Origin of the sequence: Enterococcus columbae DSM 7374 = ATCC 51263 (assembly GCF_000406925.1) — a bacterium.
Taxonomy (GTDB): Bacteria; Bacillota; Bacilli; order Lactobacillales; family Enterococcaceae; genus Enterococcus_E; species Enterococcus_E columbae.
In genome coordinates, this window is the sequence record NZ_KE136351.1 from 170,206 (window position 1) to 190,544 (window position 20,339).

Annotated in this window: 21 protein-coding genes, 8 tRNA genes, 2 rRNA genes and 1 riboswitch; of the genes, 7 read left to right on the forward strand and 24 right to left on the reverse strand. The window is 39.5% G+C overall.

Translation table 11 applies throughout. The features are described from left to right. Positions 1 to 27: 27 nt before the first annotated feature. Genes thiD through cytX form a run of 4 tightly spaced genes read right to left on the reverse strand, consistent with a single transcriptional unit; the run spans position 28 to position 3,456 of the window. Positions 28 to 810 (reverse strand): bifunctional hydroxymethylpyrimidine kinase/phosphomethylpyrimidine kinase, encoded by a 783-nt coding sequence (thiD, locus tag RK02_RS11165; RefSeq protein WP_016184348.1) that lies wholly within the window; start codon positions 808 to 810, stop codon positions 28 to 30. A gap of 34 nt (positions 811 to 844) precedes the next feature. Then, positions 845 to 1,480 (reverse strand): thiamine phosphate synthase, encoded by a 636-nt coding sequence (gene thiE / locus RK02_RS11170; RefSeq protein ID WP_016184349.1) that lies wholly within the window; start codon positions 1,478 to 1,480, stop codon positions 845 to 847. Further along, complete coding sequence (gene thiM / locus RK02_RS11175) at positions 1,464 to 2,288, reverse strand: hydroxyethylthiazole kinase (RefSeq protein ID WP_018451714.1); 825 nt, start codon at positions 2,286 to 2,288, stop codon at positions 1,464 to 1,466. The genes thiE and thiM overlap by 17 nt, the downstream gene beginning before the upstream one ends. Then, complete coding sequence (cytX, locus tag RK02_RS11180; RefSeq protein ID WP_016184351.1) at positions 2,266 to 3,456, reverse strand: putative hydroxymethylpyrimidine transporter CytX; 1,191 nt, start codon at positions 3,454 to 3,456, stop codon at positions 2,266 to 2,268. The genes thiM and cytX overlap by 23 nt, the downstream gene beginning before the upstream one ends. Before the next feature lie 73 nt (positions 3,457 to 3,529). Further along, a riboswitch (TPP riboswitch) is annotated at positions 3,530 to 3,637 on the reverse strand. 231 nt (positions 3,638 to 3,868) lie between these two features. Between cytX and RK02_RS11185 the strand changes: the two genes are divergently transcribed. Further along, the gene (locus RK02_RS11185) at positions 3,869 to 5,164 is read left to right on the forward strand and encodes an ISL3 family transposase (RefSeq protein WP_016184099.1); all 1,296 of its coding nucleotides are present in this window, start codon (positions 3,869 to 3,871) and stop codon (positions 5,162 to 5,164) included. 95 nt (positions 5,165 to 5,259) lie between these two features. On the opposite strand, the gene RK02_RS11190 is transcribed toward RK02_RS11185, so the two are convergent. Beyond that, on the reverse strand, positions 5,260 to 5,745 hold the full coding sequence (locus RK02_RS11190; RefSeq protein ID WP_016184352.1) for a Dps family protein: 486 nt from the start codon (positions 5,743 to 5,745) through the stop codon (positions 5,260 to 5,262). Positions 5,746 to 5,987: 242 nt separating this feature from the next. Here RK02_RS11190 and RK02_RS12190 point away from each other — a divergent pair, with 242 nt between their 5' ends. Next, positions 5,988 to 6,686, forward strand: coding sequence for a prepilin peptidase (locus tag RK02_RS12190; RefSeq protein WP_016184353.1), 699 nt, complete (start codon positions 5,988 to 5,990; stop codon positions 6,684 to 6,686). Here RK02_RS12190 and RK02_RS11195 read toward each other — a convergent pair. After that, positions 6,648 to 7,301, reverse strand: a complete 654-nt coding sequence (locus RK02_RS11195) for a recombinase family protein (protein ID WP_016184354.1) — start codon at positions 7,299 to 7,301, stop codon at positions 6,648 to 6,650. The genes RK02_RS12190 and RK02_RS11195 overlap by 39 nt on opposite strands. Positions 7,302 to 7,515: 214 nt before the next feature. Between RK02_RS11195 and rpmG the strand changes: the two genes are divergently transcribed. The 5 genes from rpmG to RK02_RS12275 all read left to right on the forward strand — a co-directional run bounded on the left by rpmG (position 7,516) and on the right by RK02_RS12275 (position 8,722). Further along, a complete protein-coding gene (gene rpmG / locus RK02_RS11200; protein ID WP_016184355.1) occupies positions 7,516 to 7,668 on the forward strand; it encodes a 50S ribosomal protein L33 in 153 nt (50 codons plus the stop codon). Positions 7,669 to 7,677: 9 nt separating this feature from the next. Beyond that, entirely contained in the window at positions 7,678 to 7,947 is a 270-nt protein-coding gene (rpsN, locus tag RK02_RS11205) for a 30S ribosomal protein S14 (RefSeq protein WP_016184356.1), read from the forward strand. Between the two features lie 83 nt (positions 7,948 to 8,030). Next, the gene (gene rpmF / locus RK02_RS11210; RefSeq protein WP_016184357.1) at positions 8,031 to 8,204 is read left to right on the forward strand and encodes a 50S ribosomal protein L32; all 174 of its coding nucleotides are present in this window, start codon (positions 8,031 to 8,033) and stop codon (positions 8,202 to 8,204) included. Beyond that, complete coding sequence (locus tag RK02_RS11215; RefSeq protein WP_016184358.1) at positions 8,204 to 8,587, forward strand: hypothetical protein; 384 nt, start codon at positions 8,204 to 8,206, stop codon at positions 8,585 to 8,587. Before rpmF ends, RK02_RS11215 begins: the two co-directional genes overlap by 1 nt. A 15-nt stretch (positions 8,588 to 8,602) precedes the next feature. After that, complete coding sequence (locus RK02_RS12275; protein WP_016184359.1) at positions 8,603 to 8,722, forward strand: putative metal homeostasis protein; 120 nt, start codon at positions 8,603 to 8,605, stop codon at positions 8,720 to 8,722. 77 nt (positions 8,723 to 8,799) lie between these two features. Here the strand turns inward: RK02_RS12275 and RK02_RS11220 are convergent, their stop codons facing one another. From RK02_RS11220 to RK02_RS11305, 18 genes are all read right to left on the reverse strand, one after another. Beyond that, positions 8,800 to 9,495 carry an N-acetylmannosamine-6-phosphate 2-epimerase gene (locus RK02_RS11220; protein WP_016184360.1) on the reverse strand — a complete coding sequence of 232 codons (696 nt, stop codon included), beginning with the start codon at positions 9,493 to 9,495 and terminating at the stop codon, positions 8,800 to 8,802. 307 nt (positions 9,496 to 9,802) lie between these two features. After that, positions 9,803 to 11,014: a C40 family peptidase gene (locus RK02_RS11225; RefSeq protein WP_016184361.1), complete on the reverse strand. Its 1,212-nt coding sequence runs from the start codon at positions 11,012 to 11,014 to the stop codon at positions 9,803 to 9,805. Between the two features lie 170 nt (positions 11,015 to 11,184). Then, a complete protein-coding gene (gene mreD / locus RK02_RS11230; protein WP_016184362.1) occupies positions 11,185 to 11,685 on the reverse strand; it encodes a rod shape-determining protein MreD in 501 nt (166 codons plus the stop codon). Then, the gene (gene mreC / locus RK02_RS11235; protein ID WP_016184363.1) at positions 11,685 to 12,545 is read right to left on the reverse strand and encodes a rod shape-determining protein MreC; all 861 of its coding nucleotides are present in this window, start codon (positions 12,543 to 12,545) and stop codon (positions 11,685 to 11,687) included. The genes mreD and mreC overlap by 1 nt, the downstream gene beginning before the upstream one ends. Positions 12,546 to 12,664: 119 nt before the next feature. Next, entirely contained in the window at positions 12,665 to 13,303 is a 639-nt protein-coding gene (locus RK02_RS11240) for a thiamine diphosphokinase (RefSeq protein ID WP_016184364.1), read from the reverse strand. Between the two features lies 1 nt (position 13,304). After that, entirely contained in the window at positions 13,305 to 13,955 is a 651-nt protein-coding gene (gene rpe / locus RK02_RS11245) for a ribulose-phosphate 3-epimerase (RefSeq protein ID WP_016184365.1), read from the reverse strand. A 21-nt stretch (positions 13,956 to 13,976) separates the two neighbouring features. Then, the gene (gene rsgA / locus RK02_RS11250) at positions 13,977 to 14,867 is read right to left on the reverse strand and encodes a ribosome small subunit-dependent GTPase A (protein ID WP_016184366.1); all 891 of its coding nucleotides are present in this window, start codon (positions 14,865 to 14,867) and stop codon (positions 13,977 to 13,979) included. A 204-nt stretch (positions 14,868 to 15,071) separates the two neighbouring features. Beyond that, positions 15,072 to 16,367, reverse strand: a complete 1,296-nt coding sequence (locus RK02_RS11255) for an ISL3 family transposase (protein ID WP_016184099.1) — start codon at positions 16,365 to 16,367, stop codon at positions 15,072 to 15,074. A 145-nt stretch (positions 16,368 to 16,512) separates the two neighbouring features. Continuing rightward, positions 16,513 to 16,586, reverse strand: a tRNA-Pro gene (locus RK02_RS11260). Positions 16,587 to 16,605: 19 nt separating this feature from the next. Continuing rightward, a tRNA-Arg gene (locus RK02_RS11265) sits at positions 16,606 to 16,679 on the reverse strand. Positions 16,680 to 16,688: 9 nt separating this feature from the next. Further along, a tRNA-Leu gene (locus RK02_RS11270) sits at positions 16,689 to 16,774 on the reverse strand. 10 nt (positions 16,775 to 16,784) lie between these two features. Continuing rightward, positions 16,785 to 16,856, reverse strand: a tRNA-Gly gene (locus RK02_RS11275). 10 nt (positions 16,857 to 16,866) lie between these two features. Continuing rightward, a tRNA-Thr gene (locus RK02_RS11280) sits at positions 16,867 to 16,939 on the reverse strand. An 8-nt stretch (positions 16,940 to 16,947) separates the two neighbouring features. Beyond that, positions 16,948 to 17,029, reverse strand: a tRNA-Leu gene (locus RK02_RS11285). Positions 17,030 to 17,040: 11 nt separating this feature from the next. Beyond that, positions 17,041 to 17,113: transfer RNA gene (locus RK02_RS11290), tRNA-Lys, on the reverse strand. A gap of 3 nt (positions 17,114 to 17,116) precedes the next feature. Next, positions 17,117 to 17,189 (reverse strand) — tRNA-Val (locus RK02_RS11295). Positions 17,190 to 17,194: 5 nt separating this feature from the next. Next, positions 17,195 to 17,310, reverse strand: a 5S ribosomal RNA gene (rrf, locus tag RK02_RS11300). 66 nt (positions 17,311 to 17,376) lie between these two features. Continuing rightward, positions 17,377 to 20,288: ribosomal RNA gene (locus tag RK02_RS11305) — 23S ribosomal RNA — on the reverse strand. Positions 20,289 to 20,339: the final 51 nt, after the last annotated feature.

The window sequence follows — 20,339 nt, forward strand, 5'->3', positions numbered from 1 at the left end:
TCTTTTTTTTTTTGCTAGTTTATTTTTTTATTTTAAGGCAAACATGTGATTCATCGGCCCACTACCTTGTCCTAAATTCAACCCATAAGCTAATGCTTGTGACAGATAGGCCTTGGCTTGCTGAATGCTATTAGCCAAGCTTTCTCCCTTAGCTAAGTGACAAGCAATAGCAGAGGAAAGTGTGCAGCCTGTACCATGCGTATTATCCGTTAAAATACGCTGACCGACAAACCATGAAGCCTGTTGATTAGCAAACAACAAATCCGTCGCATCCTCTATTAAATGACCTCCCTTTAATAAAATCGCTCCAGAATAGTCCTGCGCAATTTTTTTAGCAGCAGTTAGCATGCTCGCTTTATCTGTAATGTGTTCGCCACTAAGCAGACTAGCTTCCGGGATATTCGGCGTAATCACTTGGGCAATCGGCATTAACACCTCACGTAAAGTAAGCTGAGCTTCTTCACTTAGCAAACGTGCACCACTTGTCGCTACCATTACCGGATCTAAGACAATATTTTTAGCTTGATAATGAAGCAGTCGTTCAGCAATCACCTCAATCAAACGACTATTGGCTACCATCCCTATTTTGACAGCATCTGGATAAATATCAGTAAAAATGCAGTCCAATTGCTCTTTTAATACCTCGGGCGTACATTCCAAAATCGCCGTCACCCCTAATGTATTTTGGGCTGTAAGGGCTGTAATCGTACTTGTTGCATAAAGGCCATGCATCGTAATCGTTTTAATATCCGCTTGAATGCCCGCTCCTCCACTTGAATCTGAACCTGCAATCGTTAAAACAGTTTTCATACTAGCTACCACTCCTTTCAATTAATGAATCCGTTTATAAATGTCGCCAAATTTCTTTTTTTAACTGGATACAGCTTTGCGTAATATCTTCTTGAGCGAAAATACTGCTGACTAAAGCAACACCAACGATTCCTGTACCAGCTAATTGTTGTATATTAGTTTGCTCAATCCCACCGATTGCCACTACTGGAATCTGTACTGCTTGACAAATTGCTGTAAGCGTCTGCTTGGAGACCGTCAGCGCATCACTTTTAGTCATAGTTGGAAAAATCGTACCAACTCCTAAGTAATCTGCGCCTTGTGCTTGTGCGAGCTTAGCCTGCTCAACGGTTTGTACAGATACACCTAAAAGGCAGTCTTTAGGAATTTGTGCTCTGACTTGCATTGCCTGCATATCCTTTTGCCCAACATGAATCCCCTCTGCCTTGCAAGCAATCGCCAAATCAACATAATCATTCATAATAAAGGGTACCTGATAGCTTTGACATAATTGGTGAATTTCCTGAGCTATTTGCAAAAGCTTCATCTTATCCATATGTTTTTCTCTAAGCTGAACACAGGTCACCCCACCTTCTAAAGCCGCTTGGACTTGTTGATATAAGGTTTGTTCACCTAGCCAACGACTATCCGTAACCGCATAAAATTTCAACTGATCATTCAATTTCTTCATATCGTATGCCTCCAGCCAACACTTCTGGTGTCATCAAATCAACGGCATCAATCAAATAGGTCCGAAAACTAGCATTGCCTTCAAAAGACTGTAATCGTTTAGCAGCTAATTCACCCGCTAAACCCATCAGACAAACCGCATTGAGCGTAGCTAACAAATAATCTTGTGGATAGCTCGCTAAGTAAGCCGTAATTAAGGCATTAAGCATACAGCCTGTTCCGGTAATCTTTGCCATCATTGGATGCCCATTGTAAACCGCAAAAGCTCGATTAGCATCCACCACCAAATCAATGGGGCCAGTAATGACTAAAATAGTTTGCAACGCTTGTGCATATTTTTTAGCAAAAGCTACCACCTCATGTAAATTTTCTTTTGTCACTAAATCCAAAGTGGCCGCATCCACTCCTTGGGTTGTTTGACTTTTCAAAGCTAAGGCCTTTATTTCAGAAATGTTGCCCTTAATTACTGTAAAATGTAGCGTATCAAGTAAACGTTGAGCCGTTTGATTTCTAAGACTAGAAGCGCCCACCCCCACTGGATCAAGCACAACTGGCAAATTTAATTGATTGGCTTGTTGACCGGCTACTAGCATCGTCTCAATCGTCCGTTGATTTAACGTACCGATATTTAGATTTAACCCTGCACATAAGCTAGTAATCTCAGCTACTTCTTTGATTTCATCTGCCATAATCGGAGAAGCCCCACAAGCAAGTAAAATATTGGCACAATCATTGACCGTCACATAATTGGTTATATTATGGATTAATGGCTTTTTGGCTTTGACTTCATTTATTAGAACTTGAAACATCATTTTTTCCTCCTAAAATTTTTTGTAATCCCCAATAAAAAAGACCGGTAAAGAGCATCACTGGGAAGGTAATGCCAAAGATAGTCGATTGAGCTAGCAATATACGATAACAGATAAAACCAACTAACCAACAAAAACTAGTTAGCCCAACAAAGCTTTCGTTTGAAAAATCTTGTTTTAAGATAAAATACGAAACGATTTGAATGGCAATCATCGGTGCAAAAACCGAACCGATTAAATACAAAAAGCTTTCATAATGCTGATTTGCTGCAAAAATCGCTAGAAGCATCCCTAGCACGCAAGCCAGTAATGCCCAAAGCTTTTCACTTATGTGCTTGTAAATACTGACTACACTCACGCCAGCTGAATAAGCATCCATAAACGTAGTAGTCACCGTTGAGCCAATAACAATGATTAAGCCTAGCACGCCTAATTTAGCGTGTGCTAAGATTTGTGAAAAATCAGACTGTCCTGAAAATAAAACCATGCCTAAGCCAATAAAAAACATCCAGCTACTCCCTAAACTATAAGCAAGCGTGCTTACAGCAACACTCGCTCGTTTTTTCTTAGCATAGCGGGTATAATCAGCAATCAACGGTAACCAAGAAAGCGGCATCGCCACACTTAATTCCACTGCCGCCCCAAAGCTAAGCGTCGGAGGAAGCGTCATTGGCTTTGCCTGATTAAAAATCGTTACACTTAAAACAATCGACAAAAGCAATAACGCAACCATTGCCACACTATTTATTTTGCCCAAATTTGTAATCCCTAGACTAATCCATAGCATCATTAAACCCGTAATAAGAACGATCCAAATCCATAAATGCCCTAACGGAAAAAGGGCTTCAGCAGCTTGTGCACCACTAACTAACATCACTGCGGTCCAACCAATTAACTGCAAAACATTCAGACCAGCGAAAAAACGTCCTCCATATTCGCCAAAGGTCCGCTTGACTGTTTCCATGGCGCTTTTTTTCGTATCAGCACCAATTAGCCCGGCTAGATAGAGTAAAACGCCTCCTAAAAAATGCCCTAGCAAAATGGCCAGCACTCCCTTTTTCAAGCCTAATGGAGCAATCAATGTTCCCGTTAGAATTTCGGCAATCGATACCGCTGCTCCAAACCAAATAAAACCATTAGCCCACACCGATGTTTCTTTATTTGCCATCTATAACTCCTCTCTAATGTACAAAAAAAGGAGAGTCCTCAAGCAACGAGGTACTCTCCACAAAAGGTCATAATGAAGTTTTGCGCATACTCCCTTCGTTGGCATTATCCAAATCAGGTTGAAGGGTCGAAGTTGATGACTTCCTCTCAGCCCACCATTATGAGCTCCCCTGTACATTCTTTTATTTTTTCACCTTCATTCTATCACAAATTTCAACAAATGATAGGCCAAAATGCAAATAAAAAAGGAGCCAAGTCACCTTGGTCCCTTTAAAATCGGCTCTATAATAAATTGGACTGATGAATCAAAATCGATTCTTCAGTCCAATTTTTCATTTTAGGTATAAAAAAACATACCGTTCTCTGATATGATTAAATTACCACAAATAACCCAAGAGAGGACGGTATGCTATATGAATCATTCTATCAAAAAAATGTTACGATTAATAGACCCAAATTTAACAATTCTTGAAATTACTCAGGAGAAAATCAACCATCAGATGACTCTTGTCATTAAAGCGAATCTTTCCCCTCAACCTTCACCTTGTAAATGTTGTGGTGCCAATGTGATAGATGATGATGGAAAGTTCGCTGTAGTCAAAAACGGCAAGAAAACAGTCACTGTACGCTTAGAAGCTTTCAACCACTTACCAATGGTCATGCATTTAAATAAGCAACGCTATGTATGTAAAAAGTGTAGACACTATTGGACTGCCCAAAGCTATTTTATTCGCCCCCATCATGCTATCTCTGAGCAGGTGCGATTTAAAATGATGGATTTATTAAAAGAAAAAGTGTCGCTTACTTTTATCGCTAAACAATGTCAGGTTTCTATTTCTACGGTTATTCGTGTCTTGCGCTCATTTAAACCTCAGTTGCCTAAAGCAAAACAGTTATACTTACCGAAAGTTTTACTAGTAGATGAATTCCGCTCACATACTTCTTTAGAAGATAAAATGAGTTTTATTTGTGTAGATGGTGAAACAGGGAAATTGTTGGATGTTTTACCCACTCGTAAATTACCTTATTTGAAAAACTATTTTCAAAACGCCAAAAATAAGGAAGACGTACAATTTTTAGTTTCAGATATGAACGCGAGTTATATGCAATTGATTGCGAGTCACTTTCCTAATGCCCAATTAATCATTGATCGCTTTCATATTGTCAAACATATCAATCAAGCACTCAATGACTGTCGCGTACGCGAAATGAAAGGATTAATCAAAGAGAAAAAAAGAAGCCAAGCTGCAAAATTAAAAAGTAATTGGCGCTATATCCTAAAGAAAAGAGCAAACTTAGATGTTACAGAATATAAATCCTGGCGCAGTTTTCGCCAACCTAAATTTCCACTTTTAACAGAAGAAATGATGGTTGACCGGTTATTGGCTTTTTCTCCTAAACTCAAATTAGGCTATCAGTATGTCCATGATTTATTAGAAGCTTTTGATAATAAAGATCCAGATACATTTTTTGAGATATTAAAAACGTTACCAGATACACTAGATGAAGTACTGAAAGAGAAGTTACAAAACTTAATAAACTATGAAGAAGGAATAAGAAATGCACTGATTTATCCTTATTCTAACGGAAAAATAGAAGCCAAGAATACACATATTAAAACTTTAAAACGGGTTAGTTATGGTTTTCGATCATTTGTGAACATGAAATTAAGACTATTTCTGATGAATGGTTTAATTGAATCGAAATAACAAAAAGAGCAGAGATAGCAAATAGCTGTCTATCTCTGCCTATTCCTTTTGTAAAACTCATCAGTCCAATTTGACAAAGAGCCTTAAAATCTATTTTAGTGATGAACAGTATCATGTAAATGAAGCTCTGGCGCACGACCAAGCTTAGCTTGAACCATCCAGATTTTCTTTTCAATAGCGCCTTTAAAAGCGATAAACATATCTTGGGTTACATCATCGCCTTCTTCACCAGCTACATCAATCCCTTCTTGATAAAGATCTGCTAAGTAACGATAACCAGCGACTAATTTTTCCATTTGTTGAGGAATGGTTAATTCATAGCTGCCGATTTCATCTTTAATCCCAGTATTTTCGGCAAACTCCTTCAATGTAGAATAAGGAGCACCACCTAATGTAATCAAGCGTTCAGCGACTTCATCTAATTGTTCGTTCATTTCATCCATATATTCATCCATTAATGGGTGTAAAGTTAAGAACTCAGGACCTCTCATGTACCAATGCACTTGATGAATCACAACTGAAAACTGACTTAAATCTGCCACCAATTGATTTAACACATCTTTTGTCTTTTCTAGTACCATAAACAAATTCCTCCTTTAGCGCTACTATCGATTGCTTAAAGTAATAACAAACAGCTAATCGATAATGCCTCTTTCTTAAACCTCTTACAGTATTAAGGATAAGTCAAAAAGAGTGAAAAGTAAAATAAAAATGTCTATATAATCAAACAAAAAACTATTTCTTATTTTTTTCAGCTTATTGGAAAAAATTTACGTATTTAATAGATGAGCGGCTTAATAAAATAAAAAAATTGAGGTTTAAAATGTTTATCATCATCTTTATGCTGGGGGCCTGTTTTGGTTCTTTTTTCTATTTAATTATTACTAGAAGACAGCTAGGACAATCGATTCTTTTTCCTGCATCACATTGTCCGTATTGTCAACATCGTTTAACTATTTGGGAACTGATTCCTATTCTTTCTATTTGCTGTCTACGGTTTCGTTGCCATACTTGTCATCAAAAAATCCCTGTCAGTAGTCTTATCACCGAAATACTTAGTGGGATTATGTTTAGCTATGTCTTTTACGGTTATCCAGCAAGTCTATCGCAGAAATGTCTCGCCTTAGTTTGGCTTTCATTAGCCCTTATCCTAAGTGTCGCTGATTGTTTATATTTAAGTATTGATTTACAGCTATTCTTTTATACCCATCTGCTCTTATGGTTCGTGCTATTTTCCTTACAACAACCCTTTTTTCTCTCCCATCTGCTGGTTTGCAGTGCAGCTTTACTAATTAGCTTACTGCTCAAACAAACCTATTTAGGTAATGGTGATTTATTATTAGCTTGCGCTTGGTTCCCGTGGCTAAGCTATCAGCAAATCAATTTATTATTACTTATCGCCAGCGGATTGGGTTTAATCGGCTATGGACTATGCTTTTTAAATAATCGGCGCCTTGATTTGCGACTACCCTTTATTCCCTTTTTAAGTCTTGGTCTGTTTTGGGTGTACTTTCTTAGTTAATTTTTTAGGTTTTACACAAATATCCTCACGAATGCGATAAATGGTTTGGCGAGTGACCCCACGTTTTCGAGCGATATCAGAGATGCGTTTGCCCATTTTTAAATCTTCAACAATCGCTAAATAAATCCTGCGATAGCTTTTATCTTCAGCATCCGGACGATAAATTCTACCTCTACCTTTATAAATACCTTTTTCCTTGGCCAGCTTAATCCCCTGTGCCTGTCGACGCTTAGATTCCATCCGCTCTTGTTCGGCAATCATCGCCAAAATTTGAATGATTAAGTCTTTAATAAAACGATCGAGCAATGGATGGCCAATTACCTCACTCATCATTGGTAAGCTAGTGATGATTAAATTTACCTCTTTTTCTTTTAAAAAATGAACCGTTTCGATAATTTCATTATAATTTCGCCCTAAGCGATCAATCGCTTCAACAATGAAAATATCCTTTGCTTGGATAAATTGCAGAGCTTCTTGAAAAACAATTCTATTTTCAATCGATGCCCCTGATCCTTTTTCAATAAAAATTTTCTCTGCTCCAAATTTCTTCAATTCTGCAATTTGTCGTTGTAAATTCTGCTCTTTTGTTGATACTCTAGCATAAGCGACTCTCAAAATTTTCACCTTTTTCTTTTATATTAGATGAGTTAAATAACCTATCTTGTTTTAAGTCTACAACTTCGTAACCATCAACCTTGATAGCAAATTGCAAGAAGCACACGTTTCGATATAAATCGTAACTTTTCCGATTGACAACCAGTAAAATCTTTGCTAAGATACAAAATTGTAAAACGTAATAATTACTATTTGCAAAAAGGAGAGTATAAGCATGCGCCAATCAATTATTTTAGCTTGTAAAGAAACCGGTGAGCGTCTATATCTAACCAGTAAAAATCAACGCAATACTCCAGATAAACTACAATTAAAGAAATATTCACCTAAACTTAGAAAACGAGTCCTTTTTGAGGAAATCAAAAAATAGGAGGGAATTATGGCAAAAAAATCAAAAATAGCTAAATATCAAAAACAACAAGCATTAATTCAACAATATGCCAGCTTACGCCAAGAACTAAAAGAAAAAAAAGACTATGCAGCCTTGCGAAAATTACCTAAGGAGGCCAATCCTATCCGTTGTAAACATCGCGATCATTTAGATGGCCGACCACGTGGTTATATGCGCCAATTTGGACTTTCACGCATTAATTTTAGAAAATACGCACTGCAAGGGCTCCTCCCCGGTGTTAAAAAAGCCAGCTGGTAAGTATTTGACTGATTTCATTGGTATCAGCTAAGCAATCGCAACTTTTTTAAAATTCATTCATTAACAATAAGGAGGGAAGCTAAATGGCAGTACCTGCAAGAAAAACGTCTAAAAGTCAAAAAAGAAAACGTCGGACCCATAAAAAGCTAGCAGTACCTAGTATTTCTTTTGATCTAAAAAGTGGGACCTTTAAAAGAAGTCATCATATTTCTTTGAAGGAATATAAGGAAAAATTAAAACAACAGGAGGATGCTTGATGCAAATTATCTATCCTTCTTTAGTGGAAGAAGCAGTTCGTTTCCACTATCCTAATCAAAAGGTTTCAACCAAAGAAAAGGCAGCAATCTATCAAACTATGCTACAACATGAATTGATTCTGCCTAATGGTCAGCCTAGTACGCTAGCCTTAGACAATGGTTGGATAAAGGACTTCTATGAAGAGGAAAATCTAAGCTTTACTGAATTTTTAGCGTTATATCCACTATTTAAAAATTATGATGCTCAGTTATTTGAACAAATCGATGGTTTTTGGGAAATCAGTCTAGAATTCAGAGAGGTTTTATTGCAAAAGCTTGCAGCAGATACTTGTAATTATGATGAAAAAATACAAATCGAAGCCTATCTCAGCGATCGATTATAAAAAAGGAGGAAAACGATGGAAAAAACTGATTTATCTAGTGCCTATCGCCGTTTAAAAAGTCCCAATATTAAAACTAGAAAACGAGCGTTAAAAATTATTCATGCGTATAAAAGAAATAAAGCAAATCAAAAATAATACCAGAAAAATCCCAGCATTCGCTAAACAATTAGCTGATGCTGGGATTTGCTTGTTAATTCAACACCCCTAAAGGTTTAAGGATGTACTAAGGCTTGCACGAAACGGCTAGCAATCTCCAAGGGTCGCGTAATCGCACCCCCTACGACCACACTACACACTCCTAGCTGTTGTATTTGTCTTGCTTGTTCAGGAGTATGAATCCCCCCTTCAGCAATTACACAGATGCCTGCAGCGACCATTTGTTTAATTAACTCGATATTCGGTACCGTCATGTCTTTACTTTCTTTGGTATATCCACATAAGGTTGTCCCTACAAAATCTACACCTGCCTGATGCGCATTGACCGCCTCTTCAAAAGTGGCAATATCAGCCATCAATAATTGATTAGGATATTTCGCTTTAATCGCTTGAATGAATGCTTTAACCGTTAAACCATCATGCCGCTGACGTAAAGTACAATCTAAAGCAATCACTTCAACCCCAGCCTGAACTAACTCATCAACTTCTTGCATCGTCGCTGTAATATAAGGCTCTTCTGGTGGATAATCTCGTTTAATTAAGCCGATAATCGGCAAATCAACTTTTTCTTTAATCTGTAAAATATCACGAACAGAATTGGCCCGAATGCCGACTGCACCTGCTTGTTGGGCTGCTAACGCCATCAAAGGCATAATATGACCAGTTTCAGTATATAAAGGCTCGCCTGGTAAAGCCTGACAGGAAACGATTAAGCCTCCTTGGATTTGTTCGATTAAGCGCTGACGATCCATTTAGCTGTCCTCCATTTGGCTATCAAATTTTACTTCCACTTCAAACTATAACATGCGCTTACATAGATGTAAACCAATGCGTCAAGCGGACTAGACTATGTACTTTAATCAAGAGCCAAATAAAAAAACTAGCAGCCTAAACCACTAGGTAAAAAAATGATAAAAAATATGAAAACAAAAATTTCATAGATACCTATTGGTTAGACTTCCGCAATTTGTCCAATCCGTAACTCATATTTCTAATAACCATACAAAAAAAGCACCGATAATTGAATCGATGCTTTTTAAAATTCGTTTATTATATATGTTACATACGTACAGCAAAGCTTGGTGCGAAGTAAGCAACAGAACCAACTTTAACTGTTTCACCTGGTTGTGGAGCATGGATGTATTGGCCTCCACCGATAGCAATCGCTACGTGAGAGGTTGAACCACGAGAACCCCAGAAGTATAAATCACCCGGTTGTGCTTGGCTAACTGGGATAACTGTTCCAGCACTTTCTTGAGGTACTGTCCAACCACCAATATCACGACCAGTTACTTGTAAGTATACATAACGAGTAAATCCTGAGCAGTCAAAAGTATCTGGACCTTTTGCTCCCCAAACATAAGGCTTACCGATATGTTTATAAGCTTCCGCTACAATCGCAGAACCATTACCACTAGGCGCTGGTGCCGGTGTGCTTGGAATTGAAACAGCTGGTGTACTTACTGAAGCAGATGAACTGCTAGAACCAGTATTACTTGCACTAGCGCTTGCTTGACTTGAACTTGCTTGTTGCGCTACAGCTTGACGAGTTGCAGCCACTTGCGCTTGTTCTTGACGGATACGTGCTTGTTCAGCTTCATAAGCTGCTTTTTGTGCATTTAAGGCTTCTTTTTCACTTTCTTTAGTTGCTTGTTGCGCTGCTAATGTTGATTTTAAAACATTTAAGTCCGCTTGTTTTGCTTCTAAAGTACCTTTTTGTTCTTCTAATTTAGCTTGATTAGCAGCAATTTCTGCTTGCTTCTTCTCATTTTCAGCTTTTTTATCTTCTACAGCTTTTTTATCAGCTTTTTGTTGATTGACTAAATCATTATTTGCATTCACAATAGTAGTCATCGCTTTTAGACGACCTAATGCATCAGAAAATGAATCAGCATCTAATAACGCTTTGATAAAGACAGAAGATTGATTCTTTTCTTGAACATCTCTTGCTTGTCTTTGGATTGTTTCTTCACGCTTAGCGATTCTTTCCTTTAATGTTTCAATATCTTTTTGTAATTGAACAGACTCATCTTGCAAGGTTGCTTGTTGGTCTAATAATTCATTGGCTTGTTTATTGATTTTAGCAACGCTAGCTTCTAATTCATCAATTTGTTTTTGTGCACTAGACTGCTTTGCTTTTAAATCATTAATTTCACTATTCTTTTGTTCGATTTGTGTATCGTAATTATCCGCCATGGCAACCATAGGAGCTGTCAATGTACCAAGTAACACTGTAGATGCAATCACGACTGAAGATAAACGTTTCTTCACTATTATTCCTCCATTTGAACCATTGTGTTCTTTCATTTTACCATTACGGTGGTGCATGCCTTCACATGCCCAAACTTTGTAACAAATGAATTGTAGCACAGTGAGATGTCATTCCTATAAAGAGAATGTTACAAATATATTTCAATTTGTAACGCAAAAAAGAAGCTGTCTTACTGAAACAGCTTCTTATAAGGTAACAATAATGCAAAAAATAAAATAATATTCAGTAGCAGGGTCGGCGCTAAGTATCTAGAAATAAAAAAGACCGAATCCGTAGAGGTTAATTTAAATAGCACCTGAATGATAAAAACAAACAGTTCATAGCCCGTTAAAAAAATAACCAGAGCAAAAAACATCGTATAAAGATTTTGATAAATAGTCGCATGCAAAATATAAATTAACCACACCATTAACGGCAAAGCAACCGTATAAATACCGATAATACCAAGATAGTAGCAATCTGTTACTAAACCAATTCCCAAAGCTAAGCCAATTGTAGGAATCTTAGGTAAACGATAAGCTGCCCATAATAAAGTGATTAAAACTAAATGCGCATTCCAAATATAATCGTTATGGCTGAGACTTGATAACCAATTTCCTAGATGGGTATCAATTAACACGAGGAAAAACATCAACGGGATGAGCCAGTAAGGATATTGTCGAGCTTCCATTATTCTGTAACCTCGACAGAACGCTTAATGACTGTCACTACACTTAAATCAGTGGCATCAGCTGCTGGCTTAACATATAATTGCTTGGCTAAGCCGAAACTATCGGTCTTAGCATTTACCACTTTCCCAACCATTAGATCAGCTGGTGAATTGCCACCTAAGCCTGAAGTCTGCACAACATCCCCATTATCGACATTTGAAGCTCCCGTTAAATCTTCAACAATCAATAAATCCTGCTTTTGATCGTAATCTTTTAAAATACCAAAAATTTCGCCGGATTTTGTGGAAATTCTAACTGGAAAATGATTGGAGGTTTCGTTTTTAGAACTCAATAACTCAACCTTTGAAGTATATTGATTGACTTCAATCACGCGACCAATCAAGCCTTTTTTCGCCATCACAGCCATATTTACTTCAATTCCATTTTTACTTCCCTTATCTATCACCAATAAATCTTGCCAAGTATCCGGACTACGACTAATTACATTAGCTACTTGTTTTTCATAACTAGTTAACGTAGCGTTTAATTCTAGCTCAGACTTAAGCTGTTCAATCTCACGCTCATTATTTTTTTCTTTTTGTAATAACTGATCATAGGCATCAATCTTTGCTTTTAACTGTTGATTTTCTTCATAGGTTTGAAACAACTCACTCACTCTTGTTGCTGTATCAGTTACCAGATGAACAGGCGCCATTAAAATCTTATCAACCAAGGCTACCGAATCATTAACCGCAGATTGTAAAAAATTGGTTTTATTTTGAGAAGCGCGTTTGGCAATGGTTAAGCTTAGAACAGCGACCACCACGATAACCACAATTAGCGCAATAATAATATTTTTATTTGAATTAAACTTTTTCACAAAGTCACCTCTAGCGTATAAACTAACAAGTCTGATTGTACCACTAAACCTGCGTAAAAAAAAGATTCGTCAACACTCTTAATGCTTTTTTTGCATTTAAGACTGTCAACGAAAAATTTTTAAGCATCCTTACTTTGAATGACCGCTAAAATGCCATCAGAAAAAACAAAACGAGCAGTATTCGTTAAAAATTCGTTGCTGGCATAAGCAATCGGATAAGTAATCCGCTGTTGATCTAGCGTATATTTACTATCATATAAGCTCAATGATTGCATAGGTGTTAAACAAACATAAGCCAAATATTTTTTCGATTTCTCTCGATAGATTGTATATTCACCAGGTAAATAAAAATGAATCGAATTTTGCTGATCTAATAGACAAATCTGTGGGATGAATTTTGCAAACCTAGGCTCCAATACCATCCATAAATTTGCCAGAAAATGATCGATTCGGCCCCCAGTTAAGCCAATACAAGTATATTGAGCCTCTGGATAATGTTGAGTTGCCCATAGCAATGCTAATTGTGTATCTGTATCATCTTTTTCAGCCGGCGCTTGCACATGTGCGCGGCTTTTAGCAAATACCCTTTGACGTTCTGACTCAGTTAAAGAATCAAAATCACCCACCGCCAAATCAAGGGGCAATTGCGCTTCTAATAAATACAGACTCCCACGATCTACTCCAATATAAAAATCAAAATCTGTTAGCTTATCAGGCCAGGTTTTAGGACTTCCTCCTCCAACAATCAAAAGCTTCATTCTATTTCAAAGCCTCTTTCAACGCTTGAATTCTTTCTTCTGGATGGTCTGCATCATAAATATAGCTACCTGCTACAAAAACATTTGCACCAGCCTCTTTACAAAGCTTGGCTGTCTGCGGTACAATCCCACCATCGACTTGAATATCGTAATGGTAGCCTTTTTCTTGTTTGATTTGCGCTAAAGCTTGAATTTTTTCTAGTGTTGCTTCAATAAAGCTTTGACCACCAAATCCTGGGTTAACCGTCATCACTAAAACTTGATCTACCATGGATAATACCGGTTTAATCGCCTCAATACTCGTTCCAGGATTTAAAACAATCTCGGCCTTAACCTCTTTATTTTTAATCATTTGTAATGCCCGATGAATATGATTGGTTGCTTCTACATGAATACCGATAATATCTGCACCTGCATCAGCAAAAGCCTCAATATAACGCTCAGGATCAACAATCATCAAATGAACATCTAAAGGTAATTTGGTCACTGGACGCAATGCCTTCACCACATTTGGTCCAAAAGTAATATTAGGAACAAACTGACCATCCATCACATCAATATGGATATAATCTGCTCCATGCTGTTCAACAAATTGAACATCTCTTTCTAGATTAGCAAAGTCTGCACTTAAAATTGATGGGGCTATTTTCATCTTCATTCTCCTCCAGATAAACTATTTTCTATTTTTTTTTCGATAAACAGGTCGCTGATTCGTCAGCTCCTGTAAAAACACTAAATAATTATCATATCGACTTTGAGCAATTTGGCCATTTTCGATTGCTGCTCTAACAGCACAATCCGGCTCATGTGTATGTGAGCATTCTCTAAAGCGACATTGATCAGATACTTGCACAAATTCTGGAAATAGCTTAGGTAATTCATTGACTGTTAAATCAAAGAAGTCAATCGAACTAAAGCCCGGTGTATCAGCCACTAAACCATCCATTACTTCAATTAATTCGACATGTCTGGTCGTATGTTTGCCTCGACCTAATGATTCAGAAATTTCGTTTGTGGCCAAATCCAATCCAGGTAATAATCGATTCAATAACGTCGATTTTCCCGCACCCGATTGGCCAGCCAATACAGTTAGCTTACCTGGCAAGTACGTTTTCAGCTCTTCTAAAGCTCGATCTTGATCATTGCCAACAATCACCGGATAACCAATTTTTTGATAGCATGCCTTAATCTCTTCAATTAATGAACTATCCTCTGCTACTAAATCAGCCTTACTTAAATAAAGAATTGCTTCAATTCCCTTTTGCTCCAAATGTATCAAAAATCGATCTAGCAGATGAGATGAAAAATCAGGTGCCACTAAACTACTCACTACAATCACCTGATCGACATTGGCAACAGGTGGACGAATCAATTCATTCTTTCTAGGGAAAAGCTCTAATATATAGCCATCTTGCAAGCTAGTGCTCTCAAAAGAAACATAATCACCTACCAGCGGAGTAAGCTTCTTTTTTCTAAAGTTTCCTCTAGCTCTAGTCTGATAAATTTGTTGATCTACTTCAATATAATAAAATCCACTCAATGCCTTGATTAATTGGCCACGCAACGAATTTCCTCCTTTAATCCTTGATGACTTCATTCATGAATACTTACATTTTAGCATATTTTAGCCCTAAATAATTAACGATATAAAAAAAAGAGCCTTTTAATCAGGCTCTAAAATAAAAGGCTCTTTGTCAAATTGGACTGATGAGTTTTACAAAAGGAATAGGCAGAGATAGACAGCTATTTGCTATCTCTGCTCTTTTTGTTATTTCGATTCAATTAAACCATTCATCAGAAATAGTCTTAATTTCATGTTCACAAATGATCGAAAACCATAACTAACCCGTTTTAAAGTTTTAATATGTGTATTCTTGGCTTCTATTTTTCCGTTAGAATAAGGATAAATCAGTGCATTTCTTATTCCTTCTTCATAGTTTATTAAGTTTTGTAACTTCTCTTTCAGTACTTCATCTAGTGTATCTGGTAACGTTTTTAATATCTCAAAAAATGTATCTGGATCTTTATTATCAAAAGCTTCTAATAAATCATGGACATACTGATAGCCTAATTTGAGTTTAGGAGAAAAAGCCAATAACCGGTCAACCATCATTTCTTCTGTTAAAAGTGGAAATTTAGGTTGGCGAAAACTGCGCCAGGATTTATATTCTGTAACATCTAAGTTTGCTCTTTTCTTTAGGATATAGCGCCAATTACTTTTTAATTTTGCAGCTTGGCTTCTTTTTTTCTCTTTGATTAATCCTTTCATTTCGCGTACGCGACAGTCATTGAGTGCTTGATTGATATGTTTGACAATATGAAAGCGATCAATGATTAATTGGGCATTAGGAAAGTGACTCGCAATCAATTGCATATAACTCGCGTTCATATCTGAAACTAAAAATTGTACGTCTTCCTTATTTTTGGCGTTTTGAAAATAGTTTTTCAAATAAGGTAATTTACGAGTGGGTAAAACATCCAACAATTTCCCTGTTTCACCATCTACACAAATAAAACTCATTTTATCTTCTAAAGAAGTATGTGAGCGGAATTCATCTACTAGTAAAACTTTCGGTAAGTATAACTGTTTTGCTTTAGGCAACTGAGGTTTAAATGAGCGCAAGACACGAATAACCGTAGAAATAGAAACCTGACATTGTTTAGCGATAAAAGTAAGCGACACTTTTTCTTTTAATAAATCCATCATTTTAAATCGCACCTGCTCAGAGATAGCATGATGGGGGCGAATAAAATAGCTTTGGGCAGTCCAATAGTGTCTACACTTTTTACATACATAGCGTTGCTTATTTAAATGCATGACCATTGGTAAGTGGTTGAAAGCTTCTAAGCGTACAGTGACTGTTTTCTTGCCGTTTTTGACTACAGCGAACTTTCCATCATCATCTATCACATTGGCACCACAACATTTACAAGGTGAAGGTTGAGGGGAAAGATTCGCTTTAATGACAAGAGTCATCTGATGGTTGATTTTCTCCTGAGTAATTTCAAGAATTGTTAAATTTGGGTCTATTAATCGTAACATTTTTTTGATAGAATGATTCATATAGCATACCGTCCTCTCTTGGGTTATTTGTGGTAATTTAATCATATCAGAGAACGGTATGTTTTTTTATACCTAAAATGAAAAATTGGACTGAAGAATCGATTTTGATTCATCAGTCCAATTTATTATAGAGCCAAATAAAAAATCGGGAAGACAGGATTCGAACCTGCGACCCCTTGGTCCCAAACCAAGTGCTCTACCAAGCTGAGCTACTTCCCGATAATATATAAAAAGACTACGCGCCCAAGAGGAGTCGAACCCCTAACCTTTTGATCCGTAGTCAAACACTCTATCCAATTGAGCTATGGGCGCAATTACTAATGCCGAGGACCGGAATCGAACCGGTACGGTGATCACTCACCGCAGGATTTTAAGTCCTGTGCGTCTGCCAGTTCCGCCACCCCGGCATATTAGTAAAGCGGAAAACGGGTTTCGAACCCGCGACCCCCACCTTGGCAAGGTGGTGCTCTACCACTGAGCTATTTCCGCGTAATGATAATGCCGGCTAAAGGACTTGAACCCTCGACCCTCTGATTACAAATCAGATGCTCTACCAACTGAGCTAAGCCGGCATAGATTATGCGGGTGAAGGGACTTGAACCCCCACGCCATAAGGCGCTAGATCCTAAATCTAGTGCGTCTGCCAATTCCGCCACACCCGCAAATATTTGTATGAGTCGTACAGGGCTCGAACCTGTGACCCTCTGATTAAAAGTCAGATGCTCTACCAACTGAGCTAACGACTCATATGGAGATTAACGGGATCGAACCGCTGACCCTCTGCTTGTAAGGCAGATGCTCTCCCAGCTGAGCTAAATCTCCATCAAGCGTGGCGACGTCCTACTCTCACAGGGGGAAACCCCCAACTACAATCGGCGCTAAGAAGCTTAACTTCTGTGTTCGGCATGGGAACAGGTGTATCCTTCTTGCTATCGCCACCACACTATTTGCTTTGAGTAAATTGCTTCACTCAAAACTGGATTTGAAGGTCATCAATCTACCGATTTTTTTGGTTAAGTCCTCGATCGATTAGTATCAGTCCGCTCCATATATCACTATACTTCCACTTCTGACCTATCTACCTGATCATCTCTCAGGGATCTTACTTTCTTAAAGAAATGGGAAATCTCATCTTGAGGTGGGCTTCACACTTAGATGCTTTCAGCGTTTATCCCTTCCCTACATAGCTACCCAGCGATGCCTCTGGCGAGACAACTGGTACACCAGCGGTAAGTCCATCCCGGTCCTCTCGTACTAAGGACAGCTCCTCTCAAATTTCCAACGCCCGCGACGGATAGGGACCGAACTGTCTCACGACGTTCTGAACCCAGCTCGCGTGCCGCTTTAATGGGCGAACAGCCCAACCCTTGGGACCGACTACAGCCCCAGGATGCGACGAGCCGACATCGAGGTGCCAAACCTCCCCGTCGATGTGGACTCTTGGGGGAGATAAGCCTGTTATCCCCAGGGTAGCTTTTATCCGTTGAGCGATGGCCCTTCCATGCGGAACCACCGGATCACTAAGCCCGACTTTCGTCCCTGCTCGAGTTGTAGCTCTCGCAGTCAAGCTCCCTTCTGCCTTTACACTCTTCGAATGATTTCCAACCATTCTGAGGGAACCTTTGGGCGCCTCCGTTACCTTTTAGGAGGCGACCGCCCCAGTCAAACTGCCCATCTGACACTGTCTCCCACCACGATCAGTGGTGCGGGTTAGAGTGGCCATAACGCAAAAGTAGTATCCCACCAGCGCCTCTGCCGAAACTGGCGTCCCGGCTTCTACGGCTCCTACCTATCCTGTACATGCGGTACAGACACTCAATATCAAACTACAGTAAAGCTCCATGGGGTCTTTCCGTCCTGTCGCGGGTAACCTGCATCTTCACAGGTACTAAAATTTCACCGAGTCTCTCGTTGAGACAGTGCCCAAATCGTTACGCCTTTCGTGCGGGTCGGAACTTACCCGACAAGGAATTTCGCTACCTTAGGACCGTTATAGTTACGGCCGCCGTTTACTGGGGCTTCAATTCGTACCTTCGCTTGCGCTAAGCACTCCTCTTAACCTTCCAGCACCGGGCAGGCGTCAGCCCCTATACTTCATCTTACGATTTTGCAGAGACCTGTGTTTTTGATAAACAGTCGCTTGGGCCTATTCACTGCGGCTGCTCATAGAGCAGCACCCCTTCTCCCGAAGTTACGGGGTCATTTTGCCGAGTTCCTTAACGAGAGTTCTCTCGCTCACCTTAGGATTCTCTCCTCAACTACCTGTGTCGGTTTGCGGTACGGGTCGTTGTTTTCTCACTAGAAGCTTTTCTTGGCAGTGTGACATCAGAAGCTCGGTCGATCTTAATCAACCTCCCCATCACAGCTCATCCTTATAGTGACAAGCATTTGACTCATCACAAGACTTACTGCTTAGACAAACTTTTCCAACTGTTTGCTCTTCCTAGCCTCCTGCGTCCCTCCATTGCTCAAACAAAAACAACGAGTACAGGAATATCAACCTGTTGTCCATCGCCTACGCCTGTCGGCCTCGGCTTAGGTCCCGACTAACCCTGGGCGGACGAGCCTTCCCCAGGAAACCTTAGTTATTCGGTGGACAGGATTCTCACCTGTCTTTCGCTACTCATACCGGCATTCTCACTTCTAAGCGCTCCAGCAGTCCTCACGATCTACCTTCAACGCCCTTAGAACGCTCTCCTACCATTGCACCTAAGTGCAATCCACAGCTTCGGTAGTATGTTTAGCCCCGGTACATTTTCGGCGCAGGGTCACTCGACTAGTGAGCTATTACGCACTCTTTAAATGGTGGCTGCTTCTAAGCCAACATCCTAGTTGTCTGTGCAACCCCACATCCTTTTCCACTTAACATACATTTGGGGACCTTAGCTGGTGGTCTGGGCTGTTTCCCTTTCGACTACGGATCTTATCACTCGCAGTCTGACTCCCGGATATAAATGAATGGCATTCGGAGTTTATCTGAATTCGGTAACCCGAGATGGGCCCCTAGTCCAAACAGTGCTCTACCTCCATCATTCTCACTTCCGAGGCTAGCCCTAAAGCTATTTCGGAGAGAACCAGCTATCTCCAAGTTCGTTTGGAATTTCTCCGCTACCCACACCTCATCCAAACACTTTTCAACGTGTCCTGGTTCGGTCCTCCAGTGCGTTTTACCGCACCTTCAACCTGGACATGGGTAGATCACATGGTTTCGGGTCTACGACTACATACTCACTCGCCCTATTCAGACTCGCTTTCGCTACGGCTCCGTCTCTTCAACTTAACCTCGCATGCAATCGTAACTCGCCGGTTCATTCTACAAAAGGCACGCTATCACCCATTAACGGGCTCTAACTTGTTGTAGGCACACGGTTTCAGGTTCTATTTCACTCCCCTCCCGGGGTGCTTTTCACCTTTCCCTCACGGTACTGGTTCACTATCGGTCACTAGGGAGTATTTAGCCTTGGGAGATGGTCCTCCCGGATTCCGACGGAATTCCTCGTGTTCCGCCGTACTCAGGATCCTCCTAGGGGCTTACAACATTTCACCTACGGGGCTTTCACCCTCTTTAGCTGACCTTTCCAAGTCATTCGGCTATCTTGCTTGCTCCCACATCGGAGTCCTACAACCCCAAGATGCAAGCATCTTGGTTTGGGCTGGTCCCGTTTCGCTCGCCGCTACTCAGGGAATCGATTTTTCTTTCTCTTCCTGCAGGTACTTAGATGTTTCAGTTCTCTGCGTCTACCTCCTTTAAGCTATGGATTCACTTAAAGGTAATATCCTATTAAAGATATTGGGTTCCCCCATTCGGAAATCTCCGGATCAAAGCTTACTTACAGCTCCCCGAAGCATATCGGTGTTAGTCCCGTCCTTCATCGGCTCCTAGTGCCAAGGCATCCACCGTGCGCCCTTATTCACTTAACCTTCGATCTGTGCGATCAGATCTTTTTAATAAAGCAATTGAACTTCTTAAAC

Coding starts and splice junctions, on each gene's coding strand:
- thiD (WP_016184348.1), bottom strand. CDS start 810: ATGAAAACTGTTTTAACGATTGCAGGTTCAGATTCAAGTGGAGGAGCG.
- RK02_RS12275 (WP_016184359.1), top strand. CDS start 8,603: ATGGAAAAAACTGATTTATCTAGTGCCTATCGCCGTTTAAAAAGTCCC.
- RK02_RS11215 (WP_016184358.1), top strand. CDS start 8,204: ATGCAAATTATCTATCCTTCTTTAGTGGAAGAAGCAGTTCGTTTCCAC.
- rpsN (WP_016184356.1), top strand. CDS start 7,678: ATGGCAAAAAAATCAAAAATAGCTAAATATCAAAAACAACAAGCATTA.
- rpe (WP_016184365.1), bottom strand. CDS start 13,955: ATGAAAATAGCCCCATCAATTTTAAGTGCAGACTTTGCTAATCTAGAA.
- mreD (WP_016184362.1), bottom strand. CDS start 11,685: ATGGAAGCTCGACAATATCCTTACTGGCTCATCCCGTTGATGTTTTTC.
- RK02_RS12190 (WP_016184353.1), top strand. CDS start 5,988: ATGTTTATCATCATCTTTATGCTGGGGGCCTGTTTTGGTTCTTTTTTC.
- RK02_RS11240 (WP_016184364.1), bottom strand. CDS start 13,303: ATGAAGCTTTTGATTGTTGGAGGAGGAAGTCCTAAAACCTGGCCTGAT.
- RK02_RS11190 (WP_016184352.1), bottom strand. CDS start 5,745: ATGGTACTAGAAAAGACAAAAGATGTGTTAAATCAATTGGTGGCAGAT.
- thiM (WP_018451714.1), bottom strand. CDS start 2,288: ATGTTTCAAGTTCTAATAAATGAAGTCAAAGCCAAAAAGCCATTAATC.
- RK02_RS11185 (WP_016184099.1), top strand. CDS start 3,869: ATGAATCATTCTATCAAAAAAATGTTACGATTAATAGACCCAAATTTA.
- RK02_RS11255 (WP_016184099.1), bottom strand. CDS start 16,367: ATGAATCATTCTATCAAAAAAATGTTACGATTAATAGACCCAAATTTA.
- rpmF (WP_016184357.1), top strand. CDS start 8,031: ATGGCAGTACCTGCAAGAAAAACGTCTAAAAGTCAAAAAAGAAAACGT.
- cytX (WP_016184351.1), bottom strand. CDS start 3,456: ATGGCAAATAAAGAAACATCGGTGTGGGCTAATGGTTTTATTTGGTTT.
- thiE (WP_016184349.1), bottom strand. CDS start 1,480: ATGAAGAAATTGAATGATCAGTTGAAATTTTATGCGGTTACGGATAGT.
- rpmG (WP_016184355.1), top strand. CDS start 7,516: ATGCGCCAATCAATTATTTTAGCTTGTAAAGAAACCGGTGAGCGTCTA.
- RK02_RS11220 (WP_016184360.1), bottom strand. CDS start 9,495: ATGGATCGTCAGCGCTTAATCGAACAAATCCAAGGAGGCTTAATCGTT.